This is a genomic window from Kribbella sp. NPDC004138, assembly GCF_053603655.1.
Genome location: NZ_JBSGFZ010000002.1, coordinates 242,305 through 268,662, shown reverse-complemented (window position 1 = coordinate 268,662; position 26,358 = coordinate 242,305). Strand labels below are relative to the sequence as shown.

At 70.6% G+C, this 26,358-nt stretch carries 27 protein-coding genes; 16 read left to right on the top strand and 11 right to left on the bottom strand.

Going from position 1 to position 26,358, the window contains the following annotated elements; genetic code table 11:
- The first annotated feature begins 253 nt into the window (after positions 1-253).
- From ACWEOO_RS03370 to ACWEOO_RS03360, 3 genes are all read left to right on the top strand, one after another.
- On the top strand, positions 254-1,075 hold the full coding sequence (locus ACWEOO_RS03370; protein ID WP_359936283.1) for a SigB/SigF/SigG family RNA polymerase sigma factor: 822 nt from the start codon (positions 254-256) through the stop codon (positions 1,073-1,075).
- 196 nt (positions 1,076-1,271) lie between these two features.
- On the top strand, positions 1,272-2,009 hold the full coding sequence (locus ACWEOO_RS03365; RefSeq protein ID WP_452141585.1) for a hypothetical protein: 738 nt from the start codon (positions 1,272-1,274) through the stop codon (positions 2,007-2,009).
- An 80-nt stretch (positions 2,010-2,089) separates the two neighbouring features.
- A complete protein-coding gene (locus ACWEOO_RS03360) occupies positions 2,090-3,193 on the top strand; it encodes an NAD(P)/FAD-dependent oxidoreductase (RefSeq protein ID WP_452141584.1) in 1,104 nt (367 codons plus the stop codon).
- Here the strand turns inward: ACWEOO_RS03360 and ACWEOO_RS03355 are convergent.
- A complete protein-coding gene (locus ACWEOO_RS03355) occupies positions 3,137-3,997 on the bottom strand; it encodes a MarR family transcriptional regulator (RefSeq protein ID WP_452141583.1) in 861 nt (286 codons plus the stop codon). The two genes, ACWEOO_RS03360 and ACWEOO_RS03355, sit on opposite strands and share 57 nt — an antisense overlap.
- A 133-nt stretch (positions 3,998-4,130) precedes the next feature.
- Between ACWEOO_RS03355 and ACWEOO_RS03350 the strand changes: the two genes are divergently transcribed.
- From ACWEOO_RS03350 to ACWEOO_RS03330, 5 genes are all read left to right on the top strand, one after another.
- Positions 4,131-4,994 carry an ABC transporter ATP-binding protein gene (locus tag ACWEOO_RS03350; protein WP_452141582.1) on the top strand — a complete coding sequence of 288 codons (864 nt, stop codon included), beginning with the start codon at positions 4,131-4,133 and terminating at the stop codon, positions 4,992-4,994.
- Entirely contained in the window at positions 4,991-5,815 is an 825-nt protein-coding gene (locus ACWEOO_RS03345) for an ABC transporter permease (protein ID WP_452141581.1), read from the top strand. Before ACWEOO_RS03350 ends, ACWEOO_RS03345 begins: the two co-directional genes overlap by 4 nt.
- 7 nt (positions 5,816-5,822) lie before the next feature.
- Complete coding sequence (locus ACWEOO_RS03340; RefSeq protein WP_452141580.1) at positions 5,823-6,824, top strand: zinc-dependent alcohol dehydrogenase family protein; 1,002 nt, start codon at positions 5,823-5,825, stop codon at positions 6,822-6,824.
- A gap of 208 nt (positions 6,825-7,032) precedes the next feature.
- Positions 7,033-7,296: a hypothetical protein gene (locus ACWEOO_RS03335; protein WP_452141579.1), complete on the top strand. Its 264-nt coding sequence runs from the start codon at positions 7,033-7,035 to the stop codon at positions 7,294-7,296.
- A gap of 121 nt (positions 7,297-7,417) precedes the next feature.
- On the top strand, positions 7,418-8,236 hold the full coding sequence (locus tag ACWEOO_RS03330; protein ID WP_452141578.1) for a MerR family transcriptional regulator: 819 nt from the start codon (positions 7,418-7,420) through the stop codon (positions 8,234-8,236).
- Here the strand turns inward: ACWEOO_RS03330 and ACWEOO_RS03325 are convergent.
- Entirely contained in the window at positions 8,220-9,731 is a 1,512-nt protein-coding gene (locus ACWEOO_RS03325) for an alpha-N-arabinofuranosidase (protein ID WP_452141577.1), read from the bottom strand. The two genes, ACWEOO_RS03330 and ACWEOO_RS03325, sit on opposite strands and share 17 nt — an antisense overlap.
- A gap of 31 nt (positions 9,732-9,762) precedes the next feature.
- On the opposite strand from ACWEOO_RS03325, the gene ACWEOO_RS03320 reads away from it, so the two are divergent.
- Entirely contained in the window at positions 9,763-10,785 is a 1,023-nt protein-coding gene (locus tag ACWEOO_RS03320) for a LacI family DNA-binding transcriptional regulator (protein WP_452141576.1), read from the top strand.
- Positions 10,786-10,870: 85 nt separating this feature from the next.
- Here ACWEOO_RS03320 and ACWEOO_RS03315 read toward each other — a convergent pair whose 3' ends face one another.
- A complete protein-coding gene (locus ACWEOO_RS03315) occupies positions 10,871-11,845 on the bottom strand; it encodes an aldo/keto reductase (RefSeq protein ID WP_452141575.1) in 975 nt (324 codons plus the stop codon).
- 157 nt (positions 11,846-12,002) lie between these two features.
- Here ACWEOO_RS03315 and ACWEOO_RS03310 point away from each other — a divergent pair, with 157 nt between their 5' ends.
- The 6 genes from ACWEOO_RS03310 to ACWEOO_RS03285 all read left to right on the top strand — a co-directional run bounded on the left by ACWEOO_RS03310 (position 12,003) and on the right by ACWEOO_RS03285 (position 18,751).
- Positions 12,003-13,589, top strand: coding sequence for a discoidin domain-containing protein (locus tag ACWEOO_RS03310; protein WP_452141574.1), 1,587 nt, complete (start codon positions 12,003-12,005; stop codon positions 13,587-13,589).
- On the top strand, positions 13,589-14,809 hold the full coding sequence (locus tag ACWEOO_RS03305) for an MFS transporter (RefSeq protein ID WP_452141573.1): 1,221 nt from the start codon (positions 13,589-13,591) through the stop codon (positions 14,807-14,809). The genes ACWEOO_RS03310 and ACWEOO_RS03305 overlap by 1 nt, the downstream gene beginning before the upstream one ends.
- Positions 14,806-15,786 carry a TolB family protein gene (locus ACWEOO_RS03300; RefSeq protein ID WP_452141572.1) on the top strand — a complete coding sequence of 327 codons (981 nt, stop codon included), beginning with the start codon at positions 14,806-14,808 and terminating at the stop codon, positions 15,784-15,786. The genes ACWEOO_RS03305 and ACWEOO_RS03300 overlap by 4 nt, the downstream gene beginning before the upstream one ends.
- Before the next feature lie 63 nt (positions 15,787-15,849).
- Positions 15,850-17,040, top strand: coding sequence for an MFS transporter (locus tag ACWEOO_RS03295; protein WP_452141571.1), 1,191 nt, complete (start codon positions 15,850-15,852; stop codon positions 17,038-17,040).
- A 20-nt stretch (positions 17,041-17,060) separates the two neighbouring features.
- Positions 17,061-17,528, top strand: coding sequence for a MarR family winged helix-turn-helix transcriptional regulator (locus tag ACWEOO_RS03290; protein WP_452141570.1), 468 nt, complete (start codon positions 17,061-17,063; stop codon positions 17,526-17,528).
- Positions 17,525-18,751 (top strand): MFS transporter, encoded by a 1,227-nt coding sequence (locus tag ACWEOO_RS03285; RefSeq protein ID WP_452141569.1) that lies wholly within the window; start codon positions 17,525-17,527, stop codon positions 18,749-18,751. The genes ACWEOO_RS03290 and ACWEOO_RS03285 overlap by 4 nt, the downstream gene beginning before the upstream one ends.
- Here ACWEOO_RS03285 and ACWEOO_RS03280 read toward each other — a convergent pair.
- From ACWEOO_RS03280 to ACWEOO_RS03270, 3 genes are read right to left on the bottom strand one after another with little or no spacing between them, the layout of a single operon-like run.
- Positions 18,741-19,691, bottom strand: a complete 951-nt coding sequence (locus tag ACWEOO_RS03280) for a formylglycine-generating enzyme family protein (protein ID WP_452141568.1) — start codon at positions 19,689-19,691, stop codon at positions 18,741-18,743. The genes ACWEOO_RS03285 and ACWEOO_RS03280 overlap by 11 nt on opposite strands.
- 40 nt (positions 19,692-19,731) lie before the next feature.
- Positions 19,732-20,601 (bottom strand): LLM class flavin-dependent oxidoreductase, encoded by an 870-nt coding sequence (locus tag ACWEOO_RS03275; RefSeq protein WP_452141567.1) that lies wholly within the window; start codon positions 20,599-20,601, stop codon positions 19,732-19,734.
- 2 nt (positions 20,602-20,603) lie between these two features.
- Positions 20,604-21,020: an N-acetyltransferase family protein gene (locus ACWEOO_RS03270; protein WP_452141566.1), complete on the bottom strand. Its 417-nt coding sequence runs from the start codon at positions 21,018-21,020 to the stop codon at positions 20,604-20,606.
- A gap of 81 nt (positions 21,021-21,101) precedes the next feature.
- On the opposite strand from ACWEOO_RS03270, the gene ACWEOO_RS03265 reads away from it, so the two are divergent.
- Positions 21,102-21,728: a hypothetical protein gene (locus tag ACWEOO_RS03265; protein ID WP_452141565.1), complete on the top strand. Its 627-nt coding sequence runs from the start codon at positions 21,102-21,104 to the stop codon at positions 21,726-21,728.
- Here the strand turns inward: ACWEOO_RS03265 and ACWEOO_RS03260 are convergent.
- From ACWEOO_RS03260 to ACWEOO_RS03240, 5 genes are read right to left on the bottom strand one after another with little or no spacing between them, the layout of a single operon-like run.
- Positions 21,721-22,431 (bottom strand): 2OG-Fe(II) oxygenase, encoded by a 711-nt coding sequence (locus ACWEOO_RS03260; RefSeq protein WP_452141564.1) that lies wholly within the window; start codon positions 22,429-22,431, stop codon positions 21,721-21,723. The genes ACWEOO_RS03265 and ACWEOO_RS03260 overlap by 8 nt on opposite strands.
- Positions 22,428-23,297, bottom strand: coding sequence for a Gfo/Idh/MocA family protein (locus ACWEOO_RS03255; protein ID WP_452141563.1), 870 nt, complete (start codon positions 23,295-23,297; stop codon positions 22,428-22,430). The genes ACWEOO_RS03260 and ACWEOO_RS03255 overlap by 4 nt, the downstream gene beginning before the upstream one ends.
- A gap of 3 nt (positions 23,298-23,300) precedes the next feature.
- The gene (locus ACWEOO_RS03250; RefSeq protein ID WP_452141562.1) at positions 23,301-24,314 is read right to left on the bottom strand and encodes a Gfo/Idh/MocA family protein; all 1,014 of its coding nucleotides are present in this window, start codon (positions 24,312-24,314) and stop codon (positions 23,301-23,303) included.
- 19 nt (positions 24,315-24,333) lie between these two features.
- Complete coding sequence (locus ACWEOO_RS03245) at positions 24,334-25,296, bottom strand: Gfo/Idh/MocA family protein (protein ID WP_452141561.1); 963 nt, start codon at positions 25,294-25,296, stop codon at positions 24,334-24,336.
- A 40-nt stretch (positions 25,297-25,336) separates the two neighbouring features.
- A complete protein-coding gene (locus tag ACWEOO_RS03240) occupies positions 25,337-26,338 on the bottom strand; it encodes a LacI family DNA-binding transcriptional regulator (protein ID WP_452141560.1) in 1,002 nt (333 codons plus the stop codon).
- Positions 26,339-26,358: the final 20 nt, after the last annotated feature.

The following is a 26,358-nucleotide window of genomic DNA, read 5'->3' as shown; positions in this document are numbered from 1 at the left end:
TTTGCATCGTACACGCTTTGGGCTCACGTGTCCGCTCCCTTACGTGCTGTGATCGTGATGCCGTGAAGCGAGCGTTTCGGCCGGTGATCCGGTCGCGATCGGTGACCGTTGCCCGACTGCCGCAGAGCTGTTGCCCGACCGGTGGAAAACTGCTGTGCATGAGTTCCTGAACCGTGGGGTACGGTTCCTGATGCAGGCATGACCGTGGTTCAGCGAAGTGCCACGCCGTGACGACAGTCGCGAGGTCATACCAATGGTCATCAACACCATCGAGCGGGAATCCACCCGCAGCGGAGCGCCCACGGATCGGGCCGCCCGCGAAGCAGCTACCCGGGAACTGATGGAACGGCGAGCTGCCAGCACCGACGAGGTCGAGCGTCAGGAGATTCTCGAACAGGTCGTCGAGCTCAACCTCGAAATGGCCAAGGGCATCGCGCGCCGCTTCCGCGGCCGGGGCGCCGAGGCCGACGACCTGGAGCAGGTCGCGTATCTCGGGCTGGTGAAAGCCGCCCACCACTACCGGCTGGAGGCCGAGACCCCGTTCATCGGGTTCGCGATCCCCACCATCCGCGGCGAGGTCAAGCGGTACTTCCGCGACTGCGCCTGGACGGTGCGGATCCCACGCCGGCTGCAAGAGATGCAAGGCACGATCGCGACCAAGCTGCCGGAGCTGGAGCAGCAGCTGAACCGCGAACCCACCCCGGCCGAACTGGCCGATCACCTCGAGGTCGAGGTCACCGAGGTCGAGCAGGCACTCGCGGCGCGCGGGTGCTTCAACGTCCTCTCGCTGGACCGGCCGGCCGAGGCCGACGCCGAGCTCACGCTCGCCGACGTGGTCGCCGACGACGAGGACGCGAGCATCGACCAGCTGGAAACGGTCGAGATGCTGCAGCCGGTGCTCGCCGATCTCGGCGAACGGGACCGCCGCATCCTGCAGCTGCGGTTCGTCGAGGGCTGGACGCAGTCCGAGATCGGCGAGGACATCGGCGTCAGCCAGATGCAGGTGTCGCGGGTCCTTCGCCGGATCCTCGACGACCTCCGCAAGAAGCTGACTCCGCTCCAGGCCGCCGCCTAGCTGTCGGTCGCGGGTCGCAGTACAACTCAAGGTTCCGCCGGTCCGTCGTCGACGAAAACTGCGACGGGCCGGCGTCACCTCTCCTTCGTCCACACCTCGCCGGCGACTCGCTGGGCGCTGAGTCTCACCGACGGTGCCGGGTACCTGCACAATGGGTGGAAGACGAGGGGATGAGTCGTTGCGGTTGGCTTTGCGGATGTTCAGGACCGTGCCCGCGGACGCGGTCGCGGTGCTGCGCGCGTATCCGCCGATGGTGGTGTGCTTCGCGGCCGCACTGACGGGCACCGCGCTGGTGTTCGACGTCTTCTACCTGGTCGCGAGTCCGGGACTGACGCTCGCACTCGTCTATACAGTGCCGGTGCTGGCCGGATTGATCGCCGGACTGGTCGCGGCGGCCGACGACGTCGGGCTGGAGCGACGCATCGTGCTCCGTACCGTCGGCGTGGCCGTTGCCTTCGGCATCACCAATGCGATCGTCGTCGCGATGATCGCGGCGATGGCCCGGACCGACCCGTCGAACTGGGCGGCCGGCGGCCAGGCGGTGCTGTTCGCCGGGTGCACGGTGTTCGCGGTCGCGCTCTCGATCGTTGCCTGCCGCAAGCTGATCGATGTGCTCGGCATCGAGATGAGAACCCGGCTCCCGCATCGCCGGCCGCCCCGCAGCCCGCTCGCCGCGCCCGCGGTCGCCGCCGTCAGGCCGCGGGTGAGCAAGGAGTCGGCCGCCCGCGCCAAGCCGGCCTCGCCGGTCGGGCCGCCCGCGGCCGTCGACGAGGAGGAGACCATCCCGGTCTTCGTCCCGCCGCCGCCGAAGATCGTCGACCTCGACGAGGCCCGCCCGGTCTCCGGCTCCGGCCCCGTCGGATCGCACACTCCGCGCGCCCGCCGTACGACCGTGCGACGCGTCAGCAAACCAGGCCGCCGCCCGGGTACCTAGGTCCCTGTCCGGCGTCCCCGGCCGGCGCGCGGACGGTGCCCGGAACTGCGAGACTGGGGCCCGACCAGGGGAGGGTGTCTGTGTGGGATCTGGTGGTTGTCGGAGCCGGGCCGGCGGGGGCCGCGGCCGCGCTCGGGGCGTTGGCGGCGGACCCGAGCTTGTCGGTGCTGCTGCTCGACCGGCACGAGTTCCCACGGGACAAGGCCTGCGGTGACGGCATCGCGCCGCACGTCCTCGACCTGCTGGCCGGCGTCGGCGTCACCGGCATCCTCGACGACTGGACCCCGGTACGGCGCTTCGTGCTGAACCGGGGTGCTGCGGGTGTGGACCGCGAGCTGTCCCGGCCGACCTGGGTGGTCCCGCGCACCGTCTTCGACCAGCGGCTCGTCGACGCCGCGCGAAAGGCCGGCGCGCAGTTCGTCCGCCGCCGGGTCCGCGGCCTCGCGATCCGGCCCGGGTCGGTCGGCGTCGACGACCTGGAGGCCCGCTTCGTGGTCGGGGCCGACGGCGCGCATTCCGTCGTACGGCGGGAGCTCGGCCTGAAGTCGGGCCCGGTGGCGCTCGCGATCCGCGGCTACGCGCCGACCCCGCCGGCACGGGCCGCGAGCCAGGTGATTGCGTACGGCCCCGGGCGGCAACCGTCGTACGCGTGGTCCTTCGACCGCGGCGACGGGTGGTCGAACGTCGGGTACGGCGAACTCCTGGCCGGTACCCGCCCGACCCGGACCGACCTGCTGAACCAGCTGGAGAAGCTGCTGCCGGGAGCGGCCGACGGCGGCGAGTCGTGGTGGGGACACCACCTGCCGCTCGCCGGCTGGATGTGGCGGCCGCGCCGCGGACCGGTGCTGCTCGCCGGCGACGCGGCCGGGCTGATCAACCCGATGACAGGGGAGGGCATCTACTACGCGGTCGCGACCGGTCTGCTCGCCGGCCGCGCCATCGCCGACGCCCTCCGAGCAGGCAGCCCGGACGCGGGTACGCCGTACCGCCGCCGCACGTCCCGCCTGCTGTCTCGGCACCTTCGCGATACCGCAGTGGTCGCCCAGCTCAGCCGTTCGGACCGGATCCTCGACGCCGGGATCCGGGCCGCCGCGGCCGACCAGCACGTCTTCGACGATCTCGTCGAGCTAGGCCTCGCGGACGGCGGCCTGACCCGCCGCCTGCTCCGAACCATCCTGCCCTGACGCCTTGAGCGCATACCTAGCAGCATCGACGACCCGCTCGACCGGCCAGCCGAGCTGCCTCGCCACGTCCGGCGCGCGATCGTCCTGCCACAGGACGGCGAGCACCGCCAGACAGTCCTGGAAGCCGGCGCCGCCCGACATGTCCTCACCGAGCCGCTCGAAGAACTCCGCCATCTGCAGCAGGCGATCACCCGCGGGACTGTCGCGACCGACCAGCTCGACGCCCTCGGCCGCGGTCTCCGCCCAGTTGTGGTTGGTGCGGGCGCTCACCTCCCACGCCTTCAGCCACACGTCGTCGGCGATCAGGTAATGCTGCAGCCGGCGCACCGGGTCGGGCTCGCGATGCACCATCCCGACCCGCTCGAGATAGCCGATCGCCTTCGAGATCGACGCCGGGCTGACCTTCAGCGCGCGGACCAGGTCGGCCGCCGTCAGCGTGCGGGAGTCGGAGGTGTAGAGCAGCGCCAGCACGCGCGACGCCATCCGTGGCAGCCCGCCGTCGACCATCATCGCCGCGAACCGCTCGACGTACGCCTGCCGTGGCTCGACGGGCCGGACAACGTCCACGGTCGCGGTGGACCTGCGCCGCCGGGCCCGGGACGCGGTGGCGTGGTGCGCGTGGTCGGCCCGGTATCCACGCGGGCCGCCGTTGCGGGCGACCTCCCGGCTGACGGTCGACGTCGGCCGGCGCAGCTGCCGCGCGATCTCGGCGTACCCGAGACCGTCGGCCAGGCCCGCCGCGATCTCCAGCCGGTCCTGGTGACTCAGCCTGCCTCCGGGCATCGGCATCCTCCGCGCATTCATCGTCAGCTCATTGCAACGGATTGCGTTCTCTCGCAATCTCATTGCACAGAATGCCATGATTGACAGGGTTTCTCGACCGTAAGACCGTGACAGATGATTGCCGGTCGTGTGAACGCAACGTAGCTTCCACGGCATGGTGCTGACAGTGGACGGCCTGCGGATGCGCTACGGCGATCGCGAGGTCCTGCGGGACGTGACGTTCGACGCCCGGCCCGGCGAGGTGCTGGCGTTGCTGGGGCCGAACGGCGCGGGGAAGAGTACGACGATCGAGATCCTCGAGGGCTTCCGGCTCCGGTCGGCGGGCCGGGTCGAGGTGCTCGGCGTCGATCCGGCCGCGGCCGACGAGCGCTGGCGATCCCGGATCGGCATCGTGCTGCAGTCCTGGCGCGACCACGGCAACTGGCGGGTGCGCGAGTTGCTGCACCATCTCGGCACGTACTACGCGCCGTACGCGACACCGGCCGCGCCGCGCCCGTGGCCGGCCGATGAACTGCTCGCCGCCGTCGGCCTGACCGCTTCCGCGGGGCAGAAGGTCAGGACGCTGTCCGGCGGGCAGCGGCGGCGGCTCGACGTCGCGATCGGGATCGTTGGCCGCCCCGACGTCCTGTTCCTCGACGAGCCCACGACCGGCTTCGATCCGCAGGCCCGCGTGGAGTTCCACGACCTGGTCCGCCGGCTCGCCGCCGAGCACAGGACGACGGTCCTGCTCACCACGCACGACCTCGACGAGGCGAGCAAACTCGCGCAGCGCATCGTCGTCCTGGCCGGCGGACGGATCATCGCGTCCGGCACGACCGCGCAGCTCACCGAGCTGATCGCGGGGGAGGACGAGGTCCGCTGGTCGGTCGACGGCCGGCCGTTCCGCGAGTCGACGCCCGACGCGACCGCCTTCGTCCGCGCCCTGTTCACCAGGTACGGCGACGCGGTCGGCGACCTCGAAGTACGCCGCGCCTGCCTCGAAGACACCTATCTCACCCTCGTCCGGGAGCAAGCATGAAGACCGGCTGGCAGCGGGGGCTGATCGAGTTGCGGCAGTCCTTCACCAACGGGCCCGAGCTGTTCAGCCATTTCCTCTGGCCGGTGCTGATGCTGGCCGCACTGTTCTTCCTCCGGCATCGCGACTTCGGCGCCACCGGGTTCCTGCTCGGCGCCCTCGCCCTGCCGAGCATCCTCGGGATGAACGCCGCGATGGGCATGGTCAGCATGAGTCAGCAGCTCACCGCCGACCGCGAGGACGGCACGTTGCTGCGGGCAAAGGCCATCCCGAACGGCATGGTCTGCTACCTGGTCGGAAAGGTCGTCTCGGTCGCGGGCGGGCTGCTCGTGGACCTGGCGATCCTGCTGATTCCGGGGCTGTTCCTCATCGACGGGCTGGCGCTCGGATCGGCGCACTGGTTCACGCTCGGCTGGGTGCTCGTGCTCGGCCTGGTCGCGACGCTGCCGATCGGCGCGATCCTCGGCTCGGTCTTCACCACCGCCCGGTCCCAGGGTCTGATCCAGTTGCCGATGCTCGCGCTGATTGCCGTGTCGGGCATCTTCTACCCGCTCACCTCGCTGCCTGGCTGGCTCGCAGGGATCGGCCAGCTCACCCCGGTGTACTGGATGGGCCTGGGGATGCGTTCCGCGCTCCTGCCCGACCAAGCGGTTGTGGTCGAGGTCGGTGAGTCGTGGCGGCACCTGGAAACGGCAGCTGTGCTCGGCCTCTGGGCTGTCGCCGGATTGCTGCTCGCTCCCGTCGTCCTGCGGCGAATGGCGCGCCGGGAGTCCGGCTCCAAGGTCGCCGAGCGTCGCGAACGCGCGCTCCAGCGCGTCGCATGATGGACGTATGGACCAGATGCAGGCGTGGGCAGTGGATCGTCCCGGACCGATCGACGGCGGTCCGCTGAAGCAGGTCCGCCGTACCGTCCCGGAGCCCGGCGCCGGTGAGGTCCTGGTGAAGGTGGAGGCGTGCGGGATCTGCCGGACGGACCTGCATCTGACCGAGGGCGACCTCGAACCGAAGCGCCCCGGCGTCGTTCCCGGTCATCAGGTGGTCGGCACCGTCGTCGGGCAGGGCGGTCGCTTCGCGGCCGGAGACCGTGTCGGGATCGCCTGGTTGCGCGGGACCTGCGGCGTGTGCGAGTTCTGCCGGCAAGGCGCCGAGAACCTCTGCCCGCGGTCGACGTACACGGGTTGGGACGCGGACGGGGGCTTCGCTGAGTACGCCGTGGTGCCCGAGGACTACGCGTACGCGCTGCCGGCCGACCGGCCCGCGGCGGAACTCGCGCCGTGGTTGTGCGCCGGGATCATCGGCTACCGCTCGTTGCTGCGCGCGAACCTCCCGCCCGGCGGCCGGCTCGGCATCTACGGCTTCGGGTCGAGCGCCCACCTCACCGCGCAGCTCGCGCTGGCCCAGGGCGCCGAGCTGTTCGTGATGACCCGCGGCGAGCGGAACCGTGCCCTGGCCAAGGAGCTCGGCGCCGCCTTCGTCGGCGAGACTGCCGATCGGCCGCCGGTGCCGCTGGACTCGGCGATCGTGTTCGCCCCGGCCGGCGATGTCGTCCCGTACGCGCTCGAGGCGCTGAAGCCGGGCGGGACCGCGGCGGTCGCCGGCATCTACCTGTCCGACGTACCGGCGCTGAACTACGAGCGGTACCTGTTCCACGAGCGCGACCTGCGCAGCGTCACCTCCAACACGCGTCGTGACGGCGAGGAACTGTTCCGCCTGATCGCCCGGCTGCCGGTGACGGCGCACACGACCGTTGTCCCGTTCGGCACCGTCGACGGGGCGCTCGCCGACGTCGCCCACGGCCGCGCGAGCGGGTCCCTGGTCACCGTCCTGGATTAACTGAACCGTCGCGGGCCGGAGAGCGTTAGAACTGGGTGAAGATTCCACCAGCGGGCGCCGCCCGGCTTCAAGGGTGCCTGCTAGCTGCGTTAGATTTGATCAAATCTCACCGACCTGCCAGGAGCGTGCGCGTGCGTATGTTGGAGCTGACCCGCCGTCCGCGGTCGGTCCCGGCTGCCGTACGCCTCTCGTCCGGAGAGGGCGGCCGGTGCTGAGCAAGGTCCTCGGCGCGGTAGGTGCGGTCCTGCTGATCGTCGGGGTGGTGCTCGCCGTCCGGCCGGTGCACGCCGGCGGGGACGCCTGCGGATCGGTCTTCCAGCCCGACAAGGGCATCACGCCGATGCAGTGCGACGCCCGGCTGAGCGGCCGCGGCACCCTGGTCGCCGGCTTCGGCGCCGGCGGCGTCGCCCTGGCCGTCACCGCCATCTCGCTCGCCGCGATCCGCGACCGCCGCACCCGCGTCACCTCCTGACCCCTCTCTTTGAGCCCTCACCAACCGTTTCGCAGGCCAGAGAATGGTTGGTGGGGGCTCAAAGTCGGTCGTGCGACGGCACGCTTGACCTTCACACTGTGTCAAGCCGGAAGGTGGCTGCATGTTCACCATCGGAGACTTCGCGGCGTTCGGGCAGGTGTCCGCGCGGATGTTGCGGCACTACGACGCGCTCGGGTTGCTGCGGCCGGCCGTGGTCGACCAGGCCACCGGGTACCGGTACTACTCGGCCGACCAGTTCAGCCGGCTGAACCGGATCGTCGCGCTCAAGGACCTCGGGTTCAGCCTGCAGCAGGTCGGCGAGATCGTCGACGCCAAGCTGTCCGCCGAGGAACTGCGCGGCATGCTGCGGCTGCGGCAGGCGCAACTCGAGGACGAGCTGGCCCGGAGTGCGGCCCGGCTGACGAGCGTCGAGGCGAGGCTCCGGCTCATCGAAAGGGAAGGTCACATGCCCACCGACGACGTCGTCCTGAAAACCATCGCCGCGACCCGGGTTGCCGAACTGTCCGCGATCTCACCGAGCTACGACGGTGCGGACATCGGCCCGGTGCTCCAGCCCCTGTTCGGCCAGCTCTTCGAACGGCTCGGCGCGGCCGGCATCGACCCGTGCGGTTCGCCGGTCGCGTACTACGAGGACGCCGGGGACGAGACGATCCGTGTCCACGCCGCCGTCCCCGTCGGCACGGGGACGGCGCCGGACGTCGACATCCTCGAGCTCCCGGAGCTCGCCCAGGCCGCCACGATCGTCCACCAGGGCGACATGATGGAGGCCGATCGCAGCATGCAGACGCTGGCCCGCTGGATCGAGGACAACGGCTACCGCAGCCAGGGGTACGCCCGGGAGGTCACGCTCCAGTTCGACATGGACAACCCGGCGAACTGGGTGCACGAGTTCCAGATCCCGGTCACAAGGTCAAGCTGACCGTCGCGAATGAGTGCGGCGGCAACGTCACCCGCAGACCGCGCGGCTCCGGTTCCACCTCGAGCGGAACCGGGGCCACCGCGTCCGGAGTGTCCACCGTGTTGTAGGCCTGCGGTTTCGATGCCGCCAGCAACCGTCCCGACGACTCCCACGACGCCGCGCCCCGGAGATCGAGCACGACGTCCAGCGCCTGCTCCGGATCGAGGTTGCTGACCGACACCAGCGCCCGCCCCTCCTTCACCGACGCGGACGCCGACACCAGCTGCATCGCCGTACCGTCGAGATCGTAGGTGCGACCCTCGACCACGTGCACCGGCAGCGCCTGCGCGTCCTGGTGTCCCTTGTTCATCTCGAACACGTGGTACGTCGGCGTCCGCACCAGGCCTCCGTCATCATCGGTGAGCAGCATCGCCTGCAGCACGTTGACCGTCTGCGCGATGTTCGCCATCACCAGGCGCTCCGCGTGCCGGTGGAACACGTCGAAGTGCAGGCTCGCCACGAGCGCGTCCCGCATCGCGTTCTGCTGGAACAAGAATCCGGGGTTCGTGCCCGGCTCCACGTCCCACCAGGTGCCCCACTCGTCCAGCACCAGGCCGATCTTGCGCTCCGGGTCGTAGGCGTCCATCAGCGCCGAGTGCGCGCGGATGACCCGCTCGATGTCCTGCGCCTTGGCCAGCGTCCGGTAGTAGTCCTCCAGGCCGAACTCGGTCGCGCTGCCCTTGTGCTCCCAGGTGCCGGCGACGGTGTAGTAGTGGATCGAGATGGCCTGGAAGATGTTCTTCGGGTCGCGCCCGCAGCCGAGGCAGCTGACCGCCTTCAGCAACGCCTCGGTCCAGGCCAGGTCGTCGTCCGACGCGCCCGCGGCGATCCGGTACAGCTTGTTGTCGCCGTGGTCCTTCAGGAACGTCGCGTACTGCCGCGCCAGGTCGGCGTACGCCTCGGCGCGCAGGTTGCCGCCGCAGCCCCACGCCTCGTTGCCGATACCCCAGAACGGGACCTGCCACGGCTCGTCACGCCCGTTGGCCTTCCGCAGCCGCACCATCGGGCTGTCGCCGTCACGGGTCAGGTACTCGACCCATTCGCTCATCTCGCGCACGGTCCCGCTGCCCACGTTCCCGTTGACGTACGGCGCCGCGCCGAGCAGCTCGCACAGCGCCATGAACTCGTGGGTGCCGAAGTGGTTGTTCTCCTCGACGTTGCCCCAGTGCGTGTTCACCATCGACGGCCGGTCCGCCTTCGGGCCGATGCCGTCCTTCCAGTGGTACTCGTCCGCGAAGCAGCCGCCCGGCCAGCGCAGGTTCGGGATGTCGAGCGCCCGGAGCGCCTCGACGACGTCCAGCCGGATCCCGCCCTCGTTCGGGATGTCCGAGTCCTCGCCGACGTAGAAGCCGCCGTAGATGCAGCGGCCGAGGTGTTCGGCGAAGTGGCCGTAGAGATGCCGGTTGATCGTGGGTCCGGGGACGTCGAGGTCGATCACGACCCGTGCTTCAGGCATGGAGCCCTCCTCAGTCTTTACAGTTGGCCGCATGGGCAAGCCGTCTGGCGTGGTGACGATGGCCGACGTCGCCCGGTACGCCGGGGTGTCGACGATGACAGTGTCGAACGTGATCAACGGGCGGCCGCGGGTCGGGCCGGAGACCCGGGAGCGGGTGCTGGCGGCGATCGGCGAGCTGGGGTACCAGGTGAACCTGGCGGCCCGGCATCTGCGCGCCGGCCGCACCGGCGTCGTCGGCCTGGCCGTGCCCGAGCTGGAGCGCCCGTACTTCGCGCAGCTGGCCGGCCGCCTCGCGGACCGCTTCGAGGCACACGGCCTGCGGATCGTCACCGAACGCACCGGCGCCAGCCGTGAGGGCGAGCTGGACGCGGTCGCCTTCTCCCGGCTGCGGATGTACGACGGGCTGATCCTCAGCGTGGTCGACATCGACCCGGCCGAGCTCGGCCAGCTGCGCACCGACGCGCCGGTGGTGATGATCGGGGAGCGGGCGCTGCCGTCCCGTTTCGACCACGTGATGATGGACAACGTCGACGGCGCCCGGCAGGCGACCGCGCAGCTGCTCGCGACCGGCGCGCGCCGGGTCGCGATGATCGGCGGCGATCCCGGCGGCTCCGCGACCATGCAGGCACTCCGCGCCGAGGGGTACGCGCTCGCCCACGCCGAGGCCGGCGTCGAGGTCGATCCGGAGCTGAACGTGCGCTGCTTGTTCGGCCTGCGGGACGGGTACGACGCCGTCCGGGGTTTGCGCGAGCGCGGGGTCGCGTTCGACGCGGTGTTCGCGCTGACCGACGTGGTGGCGATGGGGGCGCTGCGGGCGCTCGCCGACGCGGGCCTCCGGGTGCCGGACGACATCCAGGTGGTCGGCTTCGACGACATCGACGAGGCGGCGTTCCTGGTGCCGTCGCTGTCCACGGTCAACCCCGGTCACGACGAGATGGCCGACGCGATCACCACGCTGATGACGGCACAGCTGCGCAGCCCGGGCGGCGAGCCGAAGGAACTCGTCGTACCCGCGCAGCTCGTCCTGCGGGGCACGACGAAGCCGTCGGCCTGAAGTCCACTGTCGCCGCACGGCAGTAGGTATATCGATAAACAAGCGCGCTGGCAAGGCCCCGCAGTGCGGCGGGGCCTTGCGGGGGTCAGCGCAGCAGCTTCGCGACTTCCGTCAGCTGGTCCTCGGTCAGCGGGCCGAAGTCCATCGCACGGGCGTTCTCCTCGGCCTGCGCGACGGTCCGGAAGCCGGGGATCGGGACGGTCCGCGGACTGCGGGCCCACAGCCAGGCGAGTGCGCCCTGGGCCAACGTCCGCCCGCCGCTCTGCAGGACGTCGCGGATCGCGGACACCTTCTCCCACCACTCCGGCGATGGCACGCCGCCGTCGTCGAAGTACCGCAGCCAGGACGGCGGCAGCGTACGGATGTCCGCGCCGGTGGCCGGCCTGTTCACGTCCCGGCGGCCGAGGATCCCCATCCCCAGCGGGGTCCGGTTGATGCTCGCCAGGTTCTCGCGCTCGCACAGCGCGAAGAAGCCCGGCGCGTCGTGCAGCACGCTCGCTTCGTGCTGGACCGCGGCGCAGTGCTCGCCCTGGGCGAAGAACTCCGCGCTGTGCACCGTGTCGGTGCTCCAGGCGTAGCTGCGGATCAGCCCTTCGCGGACCAGTTCCTCGCAGGCCTCGCGCAGCGGCAACGCGATCTCGTCGGTGGTGTCGAAGTGCAGCTGGTAGAGATCCAGGTAGTCGGTCCCGAGCCGCTCGAGCGACGCCCGGACGGCCTTGTGGACGTACTCCGGGCTGCTGTCCTGGTGGTGCATGACCCGGGTCGACTCGTCGAACGTGTTGCCCCACTTGGTGGCGATCACCACCTGGTCGCGGATGCCTTCGAGGGCCTTGCCCAGAACGCGTTCGCTGTGGCCGGCGCCGTACACGTCCGCGGTGTCGAAGAACGTGACGCCGAGCTCGACCGCCCGGCGGATCGCCCGCACCGACTCGTCGTCGTCCACGACACCCCAGCCCAGCGGTTCACCGGCCGGATTGCTGAACGGCCCTCCGATCGCCCAGCATCCGAACCCGACCGGGCTGACCTCGATTCCTGCTCGTCCCAACCTGCGCATCTCCATGACGACGAGCCAACCAGCGTGGGGCTCATCCGTCCAATGAATCTTCTGTACGGACTTCATGCATGCCGTGCATATAACGAAATTACCCTCTTTACCTACCATTAGCTGTTAGGTAACCTTCCTAACAATTCTGGCTCCGCGCCCCCGGAGGAATCTCATGAGACTGCGCATGCTCGCGCTGGTACTACCTGTCGGACTGCTCGCCGCGCTGGGCGGCTCTGCCGCCAGTGCCCGGATGAACGCCGACACCCTGCTGTCGCAGGGCAAGCCGGTGATCGCCTCGAGCGTCGAGGACGACACTCTGACCGCGGCGAAGGCGGTCGACGGCAGTACGTCGACCCGCTGGGCCAGCGCCGAAGGGGTTGATCCGCAGTGGATTCGCGTCGACCTCGGTCAGCCGGCCGCGGTCGGCCGGGTCAAGCTGAACTGGGAGGCCGCGTACGCGAAGGCGTACCGGATCGAGGTCTCCGACAACGGGACCGACTTCACCACGGTCAAAGAGGTTGCGGACGGCAACGGTGCGACCGACGACCTGACCGGCCTGCAGGCACACGGCCGGTACGTGCGGCTCGTCGGCACCAAGCGCGGCACGTCGTACGGCTACTCGCTGTGGGAACTCCAGGTCTACGGCACGGCCGACTCGAGCGGCGACACCCAGGCGCCGACGGTTCCGGCCGGTCTGAAGAGCACCGGCGCGACGGGCACCTCCGTCGCGCTCAGTTGGACCGCCTCCACCGACAACATCGGCGTCAGCGGGTACGACGTCCTGCGCGGCGGCACGGTGGTCGCGACGACGCCGGGCACGCAGTACAACGACACCGGGCTGACCGCGAACACGGCGTACACGTACTCGGTGCGCGCCCGCGACCTGGCCGGGAACGTGTCCGCGGCGAGCGCGCCGATCACGGTCACCACCTCCGCCGGCGGCAGCGGGAGTTTCGTCCTCGCGGCCGCGGGGGACATCGCGGATCGCTGTACGGCGTCCGACTCCGACTGCATCCACCCGAAGACGGCGAACCTGGTCCAGGCGATGAACCCGGCCGCCGTGATCACGATGGGCGACAACCAGTACGACGACGCGCATCTGTCGGACTTCCAGAACTACTACGCGAAGACGTGGGGGAGGTTCAAGAGCATCACGCACCCGATCCCCGGCAACCACGAGACGTACGACGACACGCCGTTCCAGGGGTACCACGACTACTTCGGGTCGATCGCGACACCGCAGGGCAAGAACTATTACAGCTGGAACCTCGGCAACTGGCACTTCGTCGCCCTCGACTCGAACGACTTCGTCAAGGAGGACGGGCTGAGCGAGCCGGCCCAGCTCACCTGGCTGAAGCAGGACCTGGCGAACAACACCAAGGGCTGCATCGCCGCGTACTACCACCACCCGCGCTTCAGCTCCGGCGACCACGGCGACAACGTGGACGCCGATCCGCTCTGGCAGACGCTGGTGGCGGCGAAGACCGACCTCGTGCTGAACGGCCACGACCACCACTACGAGCGGTTCGTACCGCAGAACGCGGACGGCGACAAGGACGCCAACGGGCCGGTGCAGATCATCGGCGGCATGGGCGGCGCGCCGCTGTACCCGGTGCACGCCGCGCATCCGGCGACCGCCAAGATCATCTCCGACTTCGGGGTGCTGAAGCTGTCGATGACCGACAGCACGTTCGCCACCCAGCTGATCGGTCTGGACGGTGACGTCCTCGACAGCAGCCCGACGTACAGCTGCCACTGATGTATCTCGCATCCGTCGGCCCGCTGCGGACACCGCTGCGCCGCGTCCCCGGCAACGTCCCCGGAAATGTTCTGGCCTTGGGCGTCGTCAGCCTGGTGACCGACGTGTCGGCCGAGATGGTGACCGCGATCCTGCCGCTGTACCTGGTCTTCGGGCTCGGGCTGAACCCGCTGCAGTTCGGCCTGCTCGACGGCCTGTACGCCGGGGCCACCGCCGTACTGCGGCTGGCCGGCGGACATGTGGCCGACCGCTGGCGACGGTTGAAGGCCGTCGCCGGCGTCGGCTACGCGCTCTCGGCGGTTGCGAAGCTCGGCTTCCTGGCCGCCGGGTCCAGCGTTCCCGGGATCGGCGCGGTCCTCGCGATCGACCGCGCCGGCAAGGGGATCCGCACGGCGCCGCGCGACGCGCTGATCTCGTTGAGCAGCGACCCGGCGACCATGGGGCGCTCGTTCGGCGTCCACCGTGCCCTCGACACCGTCGGCGCTTTCCTCGGCCCACTCGTCGCGACCCTGGTCCTCTGGGCAAGCCTCAACGACTACAACTCGGTCTTCGTCACGAGCTTCGCCCTGGCCGCGACAGCCGTCATCCTCCTGACCACCTTCGTCCGCGACCACTCACCGCGCACCCCGCCCGCGCGGCCGGTGGGCAGGCTGCAAGCGCTCGCCTTGTTGCGGGATGCGGCTTTCCGCCGGAGCTGCATCTGGGCTGCTGTGCTCGGGCTGTTCACGATCACCGACTCCTTCGTCTACCTCGCCGTACAGCGCCGCTGGGACATCGACGCCGGCCTGTTCCCCCTGCTCCCGTTGGGAACCGCCGGCACCTTCCTGCTGCTCGCGATACCGCTCGGCCGGCTCGGGGACCGGATCGGCCGCTGGAAGGTCTTTCTCGGCGGCCATCTCGCGCTCGTCCTCGCGCTGCTCGTCGTGTCCGGTCCGTTCGGCAGTTGGTGGCTGGTCCTCGTGTTGCACGGCGCCTTCTACGCCGCGACCGACGGCGTACTCCCCGCCGCGGTCGGTCCGCTGCTCCCGGAGCACCTCCGCGCGAGCGGTCTCGCCGTACTGCAAACCGGCCAGGCGCTGGCCCGGATGGCGGCCGCCGTCACCGTCGGCCTGCTGTGGACCCTCTGGGACCTCCGACCGGCGATGCTCACGTTCACGGCCGGCCTGCTGGCGGTCACGCTCGCGGCGGCCGTCTTCAAACCGTTGGAGGTACGCCGATGACCCGCCGGCTGCTCGTGACCGCGATCGGTGTCCTCGCGCTCGTCGGCGGCGCGATCACGTACGTCGCCCACGCGCGCGACGGCGGCGCAGCCGAGAACGCCGTACCGGTCGTCACGGGAGAACCGATGCGGCTCGACGGCAGGACGCTCTACTTCCGGAACCTCGCCGACGGACCGGACTCCGGCAAGCTGGCCGCCGTACCTGCCGGTGATCCGGGAGCCGCCCGGCGCGTGGGGGAGCTGCACTGCGACCGGTTCGCCGCGGCCCACGGGACGGCGATCTGTCTGCGTCTGAAGGCGAATTCGCTGCCCGCGCTGACCGAGATGATCGTGCTCGACGCCGGCCTGCGGGAACGGCACCGCGAGTCCCTGCCCGGTACGCCGAGCCGGGCGCGGGTGTCGCCGGACGGACGGATCGTGAACTGGACGATGTTCGTGACCGGCGACTCGTACGCGGCCAGCGGTTTCTCGACCCGCACCGGCCTCTACGAGGTGGACACCGGACGGCTGGTGAAGACGATCGAGGAGCTCGCCGTCTTCGTCGGCGGGAAACGGTACTTCGCGTCGGACGTGAACTACTGGGGTGTCACGTTCGGTGCCGACGGCAATCGTTTCTACGTGACGATGGCGAGCAAGGGGAAGACCTACCTGATCGAGGCCGACTACCGCGCGTACCGCGGGACGGCGATCGCCGAGAACGTCGAGTGCCCGTCGCTGTCACCGGACGGCCGCCGCATCGCCTACAAGCAGAAGAACCCCGACGGCACCTGGCGCCTGGCCGTCCTCGACCTCGCCACGCGCCAGATCACCCACCCCGCCGAGTCCCGTCCCATCGACGACCAGCCCGTCTGGCAGAACAACACCACGCTGCTCTATCCGGTCCGCAACGCCGCCGGCACGCTGGACGTCTGGTCCGTAGGCCTCACCACACCCGCCCACTTGCTCATCCCGCAGGCCACCACGCCCTCCTTGAGCTAGCTCGCCCACTCAGCTGGTGATCGCTGCCATGGATTGTCAGGATTTGCTGGCACCGTCGAGCGGGTGACCTCACGACCTCGGCTGCTGCTGCCCGCAGCCTTCATCACGTCCCTCGGCAACAACATCCAGCTCCTCGGCGCCGCGTTGCTGCTGGTCCGCGCGCAGGGCTCGATGCTCGACGTCGGCTGGCTCTTCATCGCGGTCGCCGTACCGCAGGCCGTGCTCTCGCCGTACTTCGGCCGCCTCGCGGACCGCTTCGACCGGCGTCGCCTGTGGATCGGCTGCGATTTCCTCGGCGCCGCGGCCGCGCTGGCCCTCCCGATCGGTCTGGCGCTCGGCGTGTCCCAGCAACCGCTCGTCTATGCGACCAACTTCGCGCTGGCCGTGATCGCCGCCCAGTTCACGCCGGCGAGCGCGGCGCTCATCCGCGAGCGAGTCCCCACCGCGCACCTCCGCCGCTTCAACGCGCACTACGAGATCGCCCTGCAATGCGGCATGCTGCTGTCCGCCTGCGTCGGCGGGGTCGCGCTCCAGTACTTCGGCCCGACGCCGCTCTTCGCGTTCAACGCGCTCACCTTCGCCCTCTCCGCCGTACTGGTGTTCCGGGTCGGGACCGTCCGCCGGCCGCAAGAGATGCCCCTGGAGACCACTCCCGCCGCGCACCGCTCGGGGATCCCGCTTGCGCCGCTGGCCGTCCTGTTCGGGCAGGGCCTCGTTGTCGTGACAGTCTTCAACGCCCTGCTGCCGGTCTTGCTGATCGGAGAGTGGCATCGTGGTCCGGCCTTGCTCGGCGTGGTCGATGCCTTGGGTGGAGCCGGCTTCCTGCTCGCCGCGGCCGTCTACCGCCGATCGGCCGCACGTCTCGGTGATCTGAGGCTGGCGATCGGTGCTTTCCTGATCTGTACGTCGCTGTTCGCTCTGCAGCCGCTCTTCGGCGTACCGCTGCTGATGGCGCTTGTGCCGTTGGGCGCCTTCTTGTTCGGGCAGGCGCGGATCGCGACGCGGTCGCTCCTGATGACGTCGGTGGACGAATCGCGGGTCGGGTACGCGTTCGGGCTGGCCAACGGGTACGGGCTGGCCGCGACTGTCGTCGTCATGCTGATCACCTCGGTCGTCACCGGCCGCTCCGACACCCGCTACGGCTTCGCGACCGTCGCCGCGATCAGCCTCCTCACCGCGGGCCTGGCCGCCGCCTGGATCTCGCGCCGCCGGGCGGCGGCGGTCCGGGAGCCAGATGTAACAGTGCTTATATAAGTGCTGTTACTATCGGCTCCATGGAGGATCCCACGGAGCAGAGTTTGTGGCGGCCGTTGCACGAGCTGCTGGGGCGGATGGATGCCGAGATCGGGCGGATCTACACCGATCGCGACATCTTGGGGCTGAAGCCGACGTACGTGCGGGAGCTGCTCCAGCTGCATCTCAGGGGCCCGATGACGATCACCGAGCTCGCCGAGGCCACCGGGCGGACGCACTCGGCGCTCAGCCAGAAGGTGGCCGGGATGCGCGCCGCCGGCCTGGTCCGGACCGTGCCGGGCGCGGACGCGCGCAGCAAGCACGTCACGCTGACCGCGAAGTCGAAGAAGCTCGTCGAGTTACTGGCCGCCGAGTGGCGGGCCACCGAGGCCGCGATCGCCGAGCTCGAGGCGGAGCTGCCGTACCCGATGAGTCAGGTGGTCCGCGACGTCGAGGCGGCCCTGGCCCGGAAGAGCTTCCACGACCGCATCGCGGAGAAGCTGCGGTGAGGCGGGCGCTCATCGACCTGGGCCCGTTGCGGGTGCTGACGTACCGGCGGTTGTGGATCGGGCAGGTGCTGTCGGCGTTCGGCGGTCAGCTGACCTTCGTCGCGGTGATGTTCCAGGTATGGGACCAGACCGCGAGCCCGGCCTGGACCGGCGCGGTCGGGCTGGCGCAGGCGTTGCCGCTGATCGTGCTCGGCCTGTTCGCGGGCACCCTCGCCGACCGGCTCGACCGGCGCCGGATCTACCTGGTCACCACGATCGCGCAGTTGCTCACCGCAACCGTCATGGCGAGCCAGTTGGTGATCGGCCGGGTCCCGGTGGGGGTGCTGCTGGCGCTGGTCGCCGTCCAGGCGTCGTTCGGCGCGACCGCCGGACCGGTGGCGCGGACAGTCCTGCCGCATCTGCTGTCACGTGACCAGTTGGCGGCCGGGCTCGCGCTCAACCGGATCGGGTTCCAGGGCGCGATGCTGCTCGGCCCGGCGCTCGGCGGCGTGATCGTCGGCACCTGGGGCGTCGGCGTCTGCTACCTGGTCGACGCGCTGAGCTTCCTCGCCGCGCTGTACGGCGTCCTCGGGCTGCCGCACCTGCGGATCGAGGCCGTCGCGAAGCCGGGACTGCGCGGCGTGCGGGACGGGCTGAGCTTCATCGCCGCGACGCCGGTCATCCGGGGCGCGCTGATCACCGACCTGGCCGCGACCGTGCTGTCGATGCCGATCAGTCTGTTCCCGGTGATCAATGCGGAGCGGTTCGGCAACAACCCGCGGACGCTCGGGCTGTTCCTGACCGCGATCGCTGTCGGCGGGGTCGCCGCGTCGTTGTTCTCCGGGACGTTCACCCGGCTGCCCCGGCACGGCGTGGTGATGTTGTGCGGTTCGGCCGGGTGGGGGATCGCGCTGCTGCTGTTCGCCTTCTCGCCGGCGGCGTGGCCTGCGTTGGTGTTCCTCGCGGTGGCAGGTGCCGCGGACACCGTCGCGGTCGTGTCGCGGAGCACGATCGTTCAGCTGCACACACCGACCGAGCTGCTCGGCCGGGTCAGCGCCGCCGAGCAGATCGTCGGCCAGGCCGGCCCCGACCTGGGCAACCTCCGCGGCGGTGTCGTCGCACAGCTCACCTCACCGGTCGTCTCGCTCGCGTCCGGAGCGCTGCTGTGTGTCGCGGCCGTCGCCGCGGTCGCCGGCACGACGCCAGGCTTGCGAGCGGCCGAAGAAGTCCCGGTTACAGACTGACGGTGCGGAAACCGGCGTTGCCCATCGACGACTCCGGCGTGTTCGACGAGCGGGCGGCGTTGCGGTAGCGGTTGCAGTACGAGTCGTGGCACAGGTACGAGCCGCCGCGCATCACCCGCGCCGCGCCGAGCGACGGGCCGGACGGGTTCCCGGCCGGGGAGAACTTGTAGTACCGCGGGCCGAACCAATCCTCGCACCACTCCCAGACGTTCCCGACCGTCTGCCACAGGCCGTAGCCGTTCGGCTGGAAGGTGCGGACGGGTGCGGTCGTCAGGTACCCGTCCTCCTCGGTGTTCGTCCGCGGGAACTCGCCCTGCCAGATGTTGCAGCGCCACTCGCCGTCGTCGCCGATCAGCTCGTCGCCCCACGGGTAGCGGGCGCCCTCGAGGCCGCCGCGGGCGGCGTACTCCCACTGGGCCTCGGTCGGCAGCCGGCGGCCGGCCCACTTGCAGTACGCGACCGCGTCGTTCCAGCTCACGTGGACGACGGGATGCCCGTCGAGCCCGTCGAGCCCGGACCGCGAGCCGCCCGGGTGCCGCCAGTCGGCGCCGCGGACGCCGGCCCACCACGGCGTACCGGACGCCGGGCCCATCACCTCGTCCGGCTCGGCGGCCAGCGCGAGGTGGAACACCGCGGAGTAGCCGAAGGTCTCGGCCTCGGTCCGGTAGCCGGTCGCGTCGGCGAAGCGGGCGAAGTCGGCGTTCGTCACGCTGGTCGCGTCGATGCTGAACGGCGCCACCTCGACCTGGTGCACCGGGGTCTCGCCGTCACCGGCGTTCTCGTCGCCGTTGCTGTTCCCCATCGCGAACGAGCCGCCGCCGAGCGTGATCTGCTCGATCCCGTGCGCACCGGCCGCGGCCGGCACCGGGGAACCGGCCGGGAAGTCCAGCGGGACCCCGATCCGGGCAGGCGCACAGCAGGACGGGTGCTCGTCGCTCATGCCTGTCAGCTTAGTTGTCGGCTCCGGGGCCGAAGGCGGCCTATCCGAGGCTCGGCGGTCCGGCCTCGATCCGGCGCAGGACCGGGTCGAGACGGTAGAAGTCGGTGCCGGTGATGAGCTGGCGTTCGTCCCACCAGGTCGCGCCCGCCTCGGCGAGCGGCTCGATCAGGGCGCGGGAGCGGGCAGGGGCGGTCGGGCTGATGCCGCCGACGATCACGTCGTACGGCGTGCTCGTGTCCGTGCGCTGCTCGTTCACGAAGGCGACCAGGTCGCGCAACTCAGCGACCGGCGGCGCTTCGCCGTGGTTGGCGGTCTTGAACAGCGGGACGGCGCCGTCCCAGCGCGCGGCCCGGCGCATCGGCGCCTTGCGCGGCCAGAACCCCGCGATCCAGACCGGCGGCCGCGGTCGCTGGACCGAAGCGGGCAGCAGCTCCACGTCGTCGGCCAGGTAGTGCTCGCCGCGGTGGTTCACGCGGTCACCCGACCAGTACGCCGTCAGCAGGTCGAGGCCCTCGTCCAGCTTCGAGGCCAGCACCTTCGGGTCGGTCTCGTCGCCGAAGCTGCCGAACTCGTCGTCGATCGGCCCGCCGAGCCCGGCGCCGAAGATCACCCGGCCGCCGCTGAGCCCGTCGAGGGTGGCGACCTGCCGGGCGAGTTGCTCGGGCCGCCGGCGCGCGACCGGCGTGACCAGCGGACCGAGCGCGATCCGCGAGGTCGCCAGCGCGGCCGCGGTCATCAGCATCCACGGGTCGCCGAACGGCTGCCCGCGCCGCCGTTCCTTGCTGTGCACCACGTGGTCCCAGAGGAACAGGCCGTCCCAGCCTGCCTCCTCGGCCGCCGTCGCCACGCGGGCCACGGTGCGGGCGTCCGCGAAGTCCCCGAAGTTCGGGATGTTGATCGAGAAGCGCATCGTCACTCACCCAGTCGTAGTTCGACGAACGGAATCGTGTCGCCCGGCAGCAGATAGGTCTCCACCTCGACGAAGCCGTGCGCCTTCGCGAACCGGAGGCCGTCGGCGTTGCTGCTCAGGATGTGCGTCTCGATGCCGTCGCCCAACTCCCGCCCGCGCCGCAGGCAGTGCTCGTAGAGCGCCGTACCGAAACCACGGCGCCGGTACGCCGGGAGCACCCGGGCGATCACCACCGCCGCCGGGGTCTCCTCCGACGGCGGGCGGACCGTGGAACAGCCGACGAGGACGTCGCCGTCGTACGCCACCTCGAGCACGTTCCGCGTCGCCCGCTCCTGGATGTCGTCGACCGACAACGGGGCCGTCGGGATGATCTCGTTGTGCACCCGCTGCCAGTCCAGCACCGTCTGCTCATCGCTCACCGGCACAATCCGCAACTCACTCACCCCGCCACCCAACAGGCAGCCGGGGGCAGCGGTCAAACGAGTAGTAGCGTCCGTGTCGTGCGGATTCTGTTTGTGGGTAACAGCTTCACGTCGCGGAACAACCTGCCCGGGTTGATCAAGGGTCTGGCTGCGGCGCGGGGGATCGAGGTCGGGCCCAAGCTGATCTCGGCCGGTGGCGCGTCGCTGCGGCAGCATCTCAACGCCGGCAAGGCGCTCGACGAGATCGCGAACGGCGGCTACGACACCGTCGTCCTGCAGGAGCAGAGCACCTTGCCGATCAAGAGCCCGGACCGCTTCCGCGAGAGTGCCCGCGACTTCGGTGCGGCGATCACCGCGGCCGGTGCGCGGACGGCGTTGTACCTGACCTGGGCACGCCGCAACGCGCCGGAGACCCAGCGGGCGTTGACCGACGCGTACGGCGCCGCCGCGGTCGAGCTCGGCGCGACGCTCGTCCCGGTCGGCATGATCTGGGAACGCTTCCTCGCCGAACACGACGAACCCGCGCTCCACGACGCGGACAACAGCCACCCGGCCCTCGCCGGCAGCTATCTCGCGGCGTGCGTCTTCCTGATCGCGCTGCTCGACGAGGACCCGGTCGGCATCGACACCCCGGTCAAGGGCCTCGACAACAAGACCGCGGCCTTGCTCCAGCAGTCGGCGTGGGACATCTGCAGCGCTATTTAGCGTCGTGGAACACGAGCCCGAGGGTGTGGCGCTGACCTGAGCGGATCGCGGACACGCCGTGCCGGACCGGTGCGGCCGACCAGCCGCGCGCCGACTTCACCGGCCGATCGCGCGTCGTGAAGACCAGCCCGTGGCCCTGCGGGATCAGCGTCGACGTACCCCGCGACTGCGCCCGCGGCCGCTGCTCGACCAGCAGGAACTCGCCGCCGGTGTGGTCGGCGCCCGGGTCGTTCAGGTTGATCACGACCTGGAGCGGGAACACCTTGTCGCCGTACAGATCCCGGTGCAGGGCGTTCCAGTCGCCCGCGCCGTACCGCAACAGGATCGGCGTCGGCCGGACCTGCCCGGCCTGATGACAACTGTCCAGCCATTCGTCGAGGGTGTCCGGCCACTCCGCTTCCCGGCCGAGCTTCGCGTACCAGTCGCGCGCGATCGGCAGCAGCCGCGGGTACAGCGCCTGCCGCAACGACTCGACCGCCTCGGGGAACGGCCGGTCGAAGTACCGGTACTGACCCTCGCCGAACCGGTGCCGCGCCATGTCGATCGTCGCGCGGAACCGCTGGACGTCGTCGTACATGCCGGCGATCCGCGCACACTCGGCCGGCGTCAACAGCTGTGGTAGCAAGGCACAACCGAGGTCGTCCACCTCCGCCGCCACCGCATCCCAGTCGGCTCCGGACACTCGTCGCTCGTACCTGTTCATACCTCCTGAACGGGCTGGAGCAGGATCGTGTGAGTCTGCTCCAGCACGGTGATCGGCGCCAGCATCGTCGCGTCGTCGAGCGGGCGCTCGCCGGTCTCGAGCATGTCGAGGAACACCTTCAGACCCGGTACGACGTACGCCGAATCCAGCCGTACGTCGTGACTCAGCAGCCCGGTGCGCCCGACGATCTCGGCGTGGAACGGCACCCGCCCCTCGTCCGTCGGCTTCACCAGCTGCAGTGTGACGAGCACCCCGCCGCACGGGTAGCGGACGACCACGGTGGAACCGACCCGCTCGACGGTGACCGGACCCGGCTCGCCGGGAGCCAGCCGCTGCGCCAGATCGGCCGCGTGAATTCCGTAGAAGAAGATCCCGCTGTACTCGCTGTCCGGATCGGCCGGCCCGGTGACCGTGACCGCCTGGAGTTCACCGACCTCGGCGGCCGCGAGCGCATCCGCGTCCGCGACCCAGCGCACCGCGGAGTACGACGTCACCGCAGCACCACCGCGCCGCGCCGCGTCCAGGATCGCCCGCGCATCCGCCGTACTCGCGGCCAACGGCTTGTCCACCCACACGGGCAGACCGGCCTCGAGGAACGGTACGGCGTGTTCGCGGTGCAGCGCCCCGTCGCGGTTGGTGACGATCAGCGCGTCGACACTGCCGAGCAGCTCCGCGGACGTCGGCACGATCTGGGTGATGCCGCCGGTCGCGGCGAGCTTGCGGTTGCGTTCGTCGTCCGCGCCGACCAGTGCGACGATGCGCGCAGTGGCAGTGCCGGTTTCCGTGACGGGGTCGACGTTGAGGTGCTCGACGATGTGATCGGCGTGGCTGTTCTCGGTGCCGACGAGAGCGATGCGCAGCGGCATGGGTCAGTTCTCCTTCAGCTCGACCGGCTGCCCGGAGCGGGCGGACTCGTAGACCGCGAGCACCGTCGCCAGCGACCGCCGACCTGCATCCAGCGTCACGGCCGGCGGACGGCCTTCGCGGACGGCGGCGATGAAGTCGCGGTACTGCGCGAGGTGCGCGAGCTCGGTCGGTCCCCAGCCGTCCGGTCCTTCCAGCGCCGGCGCCTCGGGTGCCGTGGCGTCCGCGGCGTCGAAGTAGGCGAGCTGGTCGTCGTCGAGGACCGCCGTGCCCCGGTCGCCGTGGATCGTCAGCCGGACCGGGCGGCCCGGGTACGCCGCCGTACTGGCGAGCATCAGACCGATCGCCCCGCTCTCGAACACGATCGTCGCGCCCGCGAGATCCTCGACCTCGATGCCTTCGTGCGCGAGCCGTCCGGTCTGTGCGCTCACCCGGATCGGGCGGCCGAGCATCCAGACCAGCAGGTCGAGCGCGTGGATGCCCTGGTTCATCAGGGCGCCGCCGCCGTCGACCGCGAGGGTGCCGCGCCAGTCGTCGCCGTCGTAGTACGACTGCGGCCGGAAGAACGCCGACTCGGCGATCCCGGACGTGACCCGGCCGAGCGCGCCGCTGTCGATCGCGGCCCGGATCTGCGCGACCGGGGGCTGGAACCGGCGCTGGCTGATCACGGCGACGGTCAGTCCGGTCTCCCGCTGCGCGTCGATCAGCCGGTCCGCGGCGGCCAGGCTGATGTCGACCGGCTTCTCGACGACGACGTGCTTGCCCGCGTGCAGCGCCTCGACAGCGACGTCGGCGTGCAATGCGCTGGGCAGGCAGATCCCGACGGCGTCGATGTCCTCGGCGGCGTACGCGTCGGCCGGCGTCGGGTACGCGCGCCCGCCGTACTGCGAGACGATTTTGCCGGCGCGGTCGAGGTCCTTGTCCACGACCGCGACCAGGACGGCCTCGTCCCCGAGGGCTTCGAGGAGGCGGGCGTGCACGGCGCCGATCACGCCGGCGCCGATGAGGGCGAAACGCATGAAACTCTCCGATCGATGGCTAGTCAGCTGTCCAGGCCAGTGGGCTTCCATCTGTTTCTGCCGAGCGCTGGGCCAGCAGGGCAATCCGCGTGACGAGCAGGCTCCGGTCCGTCGTGATGTCCGGCTCGTTGCCTGCGGCAAGCGCCTGCAGCGGCTTCTCGGCGGGCCGGAAGCCGGCCGGCAGCGGTACGTCGTGCGGCGCCAGGTCGGTCGTGGTCAGGACCAGGCGGTTGCGGGCCCAGAGCAGCTCCGCGGTGCCTTCGGTGCCGACCAGCTTCATCCGGTAGTCGCCGTGCACCGGCGAGCCGGCCGGGTTCATCCAGTCGACGCCGGCGGTGATGACCGCGCCCGCTCCGCTCAGCGTCGCCACGCCGTACGAGCTGTCCACGACGGTGCCGCTGACGGTTCCGGCGGTCAGGCCGGTGAAGAGCAGGGCGGCGTCGATGTCGTGCACGGCGAGGTCGTTCAGGAGTCCGCCGTACCGCTCGCGCTCGAAGAACCACGCCGGACGGGTCGGGCGGTTCAGTTTGTGCGGGCCGGACGACGTCACGCCGTGGATGGCGCCGAGCCGGCCGGCGATCTCCAGGGCCGCGAGCGTGACGGGGTAGTACCGCTTCTCGAGCAGCAGGGTCACGTGCCGACCGGTGCGGCGCGCGGCCTCGGCGATCGCGTCCAGGTCCTCGAGCGTCGTACACAGCGGCTTGTCGGCGATCACATGGCAGCCGGCGTTGAGCGCGTCGACCACTGCCTGGCCGCGGTCGCCGTAGATCCCGGCGACCATGACGACGTCAGGCTCGGTGTCGCGCAGCATCTGCCGGTGGTCGGTGAAGACCTTGGCGTCGTACGGCGCTGCCCAGCGCTCGGCGGTCTCGCGGGACGGGTCCGCCACCGCGACCAGCTCGAACGCGGCGACCTGGTCGACCTCGGCGGTCGCATAGGCCACGTGCGGGTGGGCGGCGCCGGCGATCGCGATTCGCGTCATATCCGTGATTCCAGCATGCAACCGGTTGCACGTCAACGCGTCAGGGCGCGGGTTTCGGCGCCGGCGCGGTCGTCGCGCGGGTGACCAGGTGCGTCGCGATCGTGACGCACCCGGCGCTCGGCTCGGTGGCCTCCAGCAGGTCGACGAGCAGCTTCGCGGCCGCCGTGCCGGCGGTCGCCGCCGCGGCCGAGACGCTGGTCAGCGCGGGCGTGGTGAGCGGGGCGAGGGTGTCGTCACAGCCGACCAGGCTGAAGTCCGCCGGCACCGAGAGGCCGCGCACCTCGAGCCCAGCCAGCACTCCCTGCGAGACCACGTCGTCGAACGCGATCGCCGCGGTCGCCCCGGACCGGACGAGCGCCGACACCGAGTCCCGCCCGGCCGAGTAGGTCGGGCGCCCGACCTCGATGATCTCGACCGTCAGTCCCGCCGTCGCGGACGTCTGCGTGAGCGTGTCCCGGCGCTGCTGGTCCGACCAGGAGTCACGCGGTCCGGCCAGGTACGCGAGCCGCTCGTGGCCGAGTTTCTTCAGCAGCAGCACGGCCTCGGTCATCCCGCCCGACGAATCGATCAGCACCCGTGGGATGCCGTTCAGGTCGCGGTTCACCAGGACGACCGGACGGGTCGCGGCCAGTCCGCGGATCAGCTCCTCGGACAGCCGCGGCGAGGCGAGCACGAAGCCCTCGACCTGCGGCGCCAGCCGGGCGATCAGCTTGGCCTCCCGCTCCGCCGACTCGTCGGAGTCGCCGAGGAACACCGCGAGGTCGGCGGTCTCGGCGGCGAGTTGCAGGCTCCGCACCAGCGGCGGGAAGAACGGGTTCGCAATGTCCGGTACGACGACCGCGATGTTCCCGAACCGGCCGGTCGACAGCGCCCGCGCGGCCTGGTTCCCGACGTACCCGAGCCGGGCCGCGACCGCGCGGACGTGCTCGACGGTCTCCGGGCTGAGCAGTTGCGGCCTGGTGAAGGCCCGCGACACCGTCGACCGCGACACCTCGGCGGCGATCGCGACCTCGCGAATCGTGACCCCGGTACGTGTTGCCATGCGGCCACGATAGTGCAACC

What these genes read in the sequence shown, in the direction of transcription:
- ACWEOO_RS03255 (WP_452141563.1), bottom strand. Translation starts at nt 23,297, where the DNA reads ATGCCGCTGCGCATCGCTCTCGTCGGCACCGAGAACAGCCACGCCGAT.
- ACWEOO_RS03315 (WP_452141575.1), bottom strand. Translation starts at nt 11,845, where the DNA reads ATGGAGATGCGCAGGTTGGGACGAGCAGGAATCGAGGTCAGCCCGGTC.
- ACWEOO_RS03245 (WP_452141561.1), bottom strand. Translation starts at nt 25,296, where the DNA reads ATGACGCGAATCGCGATCGCCGGCGCCGCCCACCCGCACGTGGCCTAT.
- ACWEOO_RS03325 (WP_452141577.1), bottom strand. Translation starts at nt 9,731, where the DNA reads ATGCCTGAAGCACGGGTCGTGATCGACCTCGACGTCCCCGGACCCACG.
- ACWEOO_RS03340 (WP_452141580.1), top strand. Translation starts at nt 5,823, where the DNA reads ATGGACCAGATGCAGGCGTGGGCAGTGGATCGTCCCGGACCGATCGAC.
- ACWEOO_RS03250 (WP_452141562.1), bottom strand. Translation starts at nt 24,314, where the DNA reads ATGCGTTTCGCCCTCATCGGCGCCGGCGTGATCGGCGCCGTGCACGCC.
- ACWEOO_RS03310 (WP_452141574.1), top strand. Translation starts at nt 12,003, where the DNA reads ATGAGACTGCGCATGCTCGCGCTGGTACTACCTGTCGGACTGCTCGCC.
- ACWEOO_RS03370 (WP_359936283.1), top strand. Translation starts at nt 254, where the DNA reads ATGGTCATCAACACCATCGAGCGGGAATCCACCCGCAGCGGAGCGCCC.
- ACWEOO_RS03365 (WP_452141585.1), top strand. Translation starts at nt 1,272, where the DNA reads ATGTTCAGGACCGTGCCCGCGGACGCGGTCGCGGTGCTGCGCGCGTAT.
- ACWEOO_RS03240 (WP_452141560.1), bottom strand. Translation starts at nt 26,338, where the DNA reads ATGGCAACACGTACCGGGGTCACGATTCGCGAGGTCGCGATCGCCGCC.
- ACWEOO_RS03350 (WP_452141582.1), top strand. Translation starts at nt 4,131, where the DNA reads ATGGTGCTGACAGTGGACGGCCTGCGGATGCGCTACGGCGATCGCGAG.
- ACWEOO_RS03345 (WP_452141581.1), top strand. Translation starts at nt 4,991, where the DNA reads ATGAAGACCGGCTGGCAGCGGGGGCTGATCGAGTTGCGGCAGTCCTTC.
- ACWEOO_RS03320 (WP_452141576.1), top strand. Translation starts at nt 9,763, where the DNA reads ATGGGCAAGCCGTCTGGCGTGGTGACGATGGCCGACGTCGCCCGGTAC.
- ACWEOO_RS03330 (WP_452141578.1), top strand. Translation starts at nt 7,418, where the DNA reads ATGTTCACCATCGGAGACTTCGCGGCGTTCGGGCAGGTGTCCGCGCGG.
- ACWEOO_RS03260 (WP_452141564.1), bottom strand. Translation starts at nt 22,431, where the DNA reads ATGAACAGGTACGAGCGACGAGTGTCCGGAGCCGACTGGGATGCGGTG.
- ACWEOO_RS03300 (WP_452141572.1), top strand. Translation starts at nt 14,806, where the DNA reads ATGACCCGCCGGCTGCTCGTGACCGCGATCGGTGTCCTCGCGCTCGTC.
- ACWEOO_RS03355 (WP_452141583.1), bottom strand. Translation starts at nt 3,997, where the DNA reads ATGAATGCGCGGAGGATGCCGATGCCCGGAGGCAGGCTGAGTCACCAG.
- ACWEOO_RS03290 (WP_452141570.1), top strand. Translation starts at nt 17,061, where the DNA reads ATGGAGGATCCCACGGAGCAGAGTTTGTGGCGGCCGTTGCACGAGCTG.
- ACWEOO_RS03280 (WP_452141568.1), bottom strand. Translation starts at nt 19,691, where the DNA reads ATGAGCGACGAGCACCCGTCCTGCTGTGCGCCTGCCCGGATCGGGGTC.
- ACWEOO_RS03275 (WP_452141567.1), bottom strand. Translation starts at nt 20,601, where the DNA reads ATGCGCTTCTCGATCAACATCCCGAACTTCGGGGACTTCGCGGACGCC.
- ACWEOO_RS03305 (WP_452141573.1), top strand. Translation starts at nt 13,589, where the DNA reads ATGTATCTCGCATCCGTCGGCCCGCTGCGGACACCGCTGCGCCGCGTC.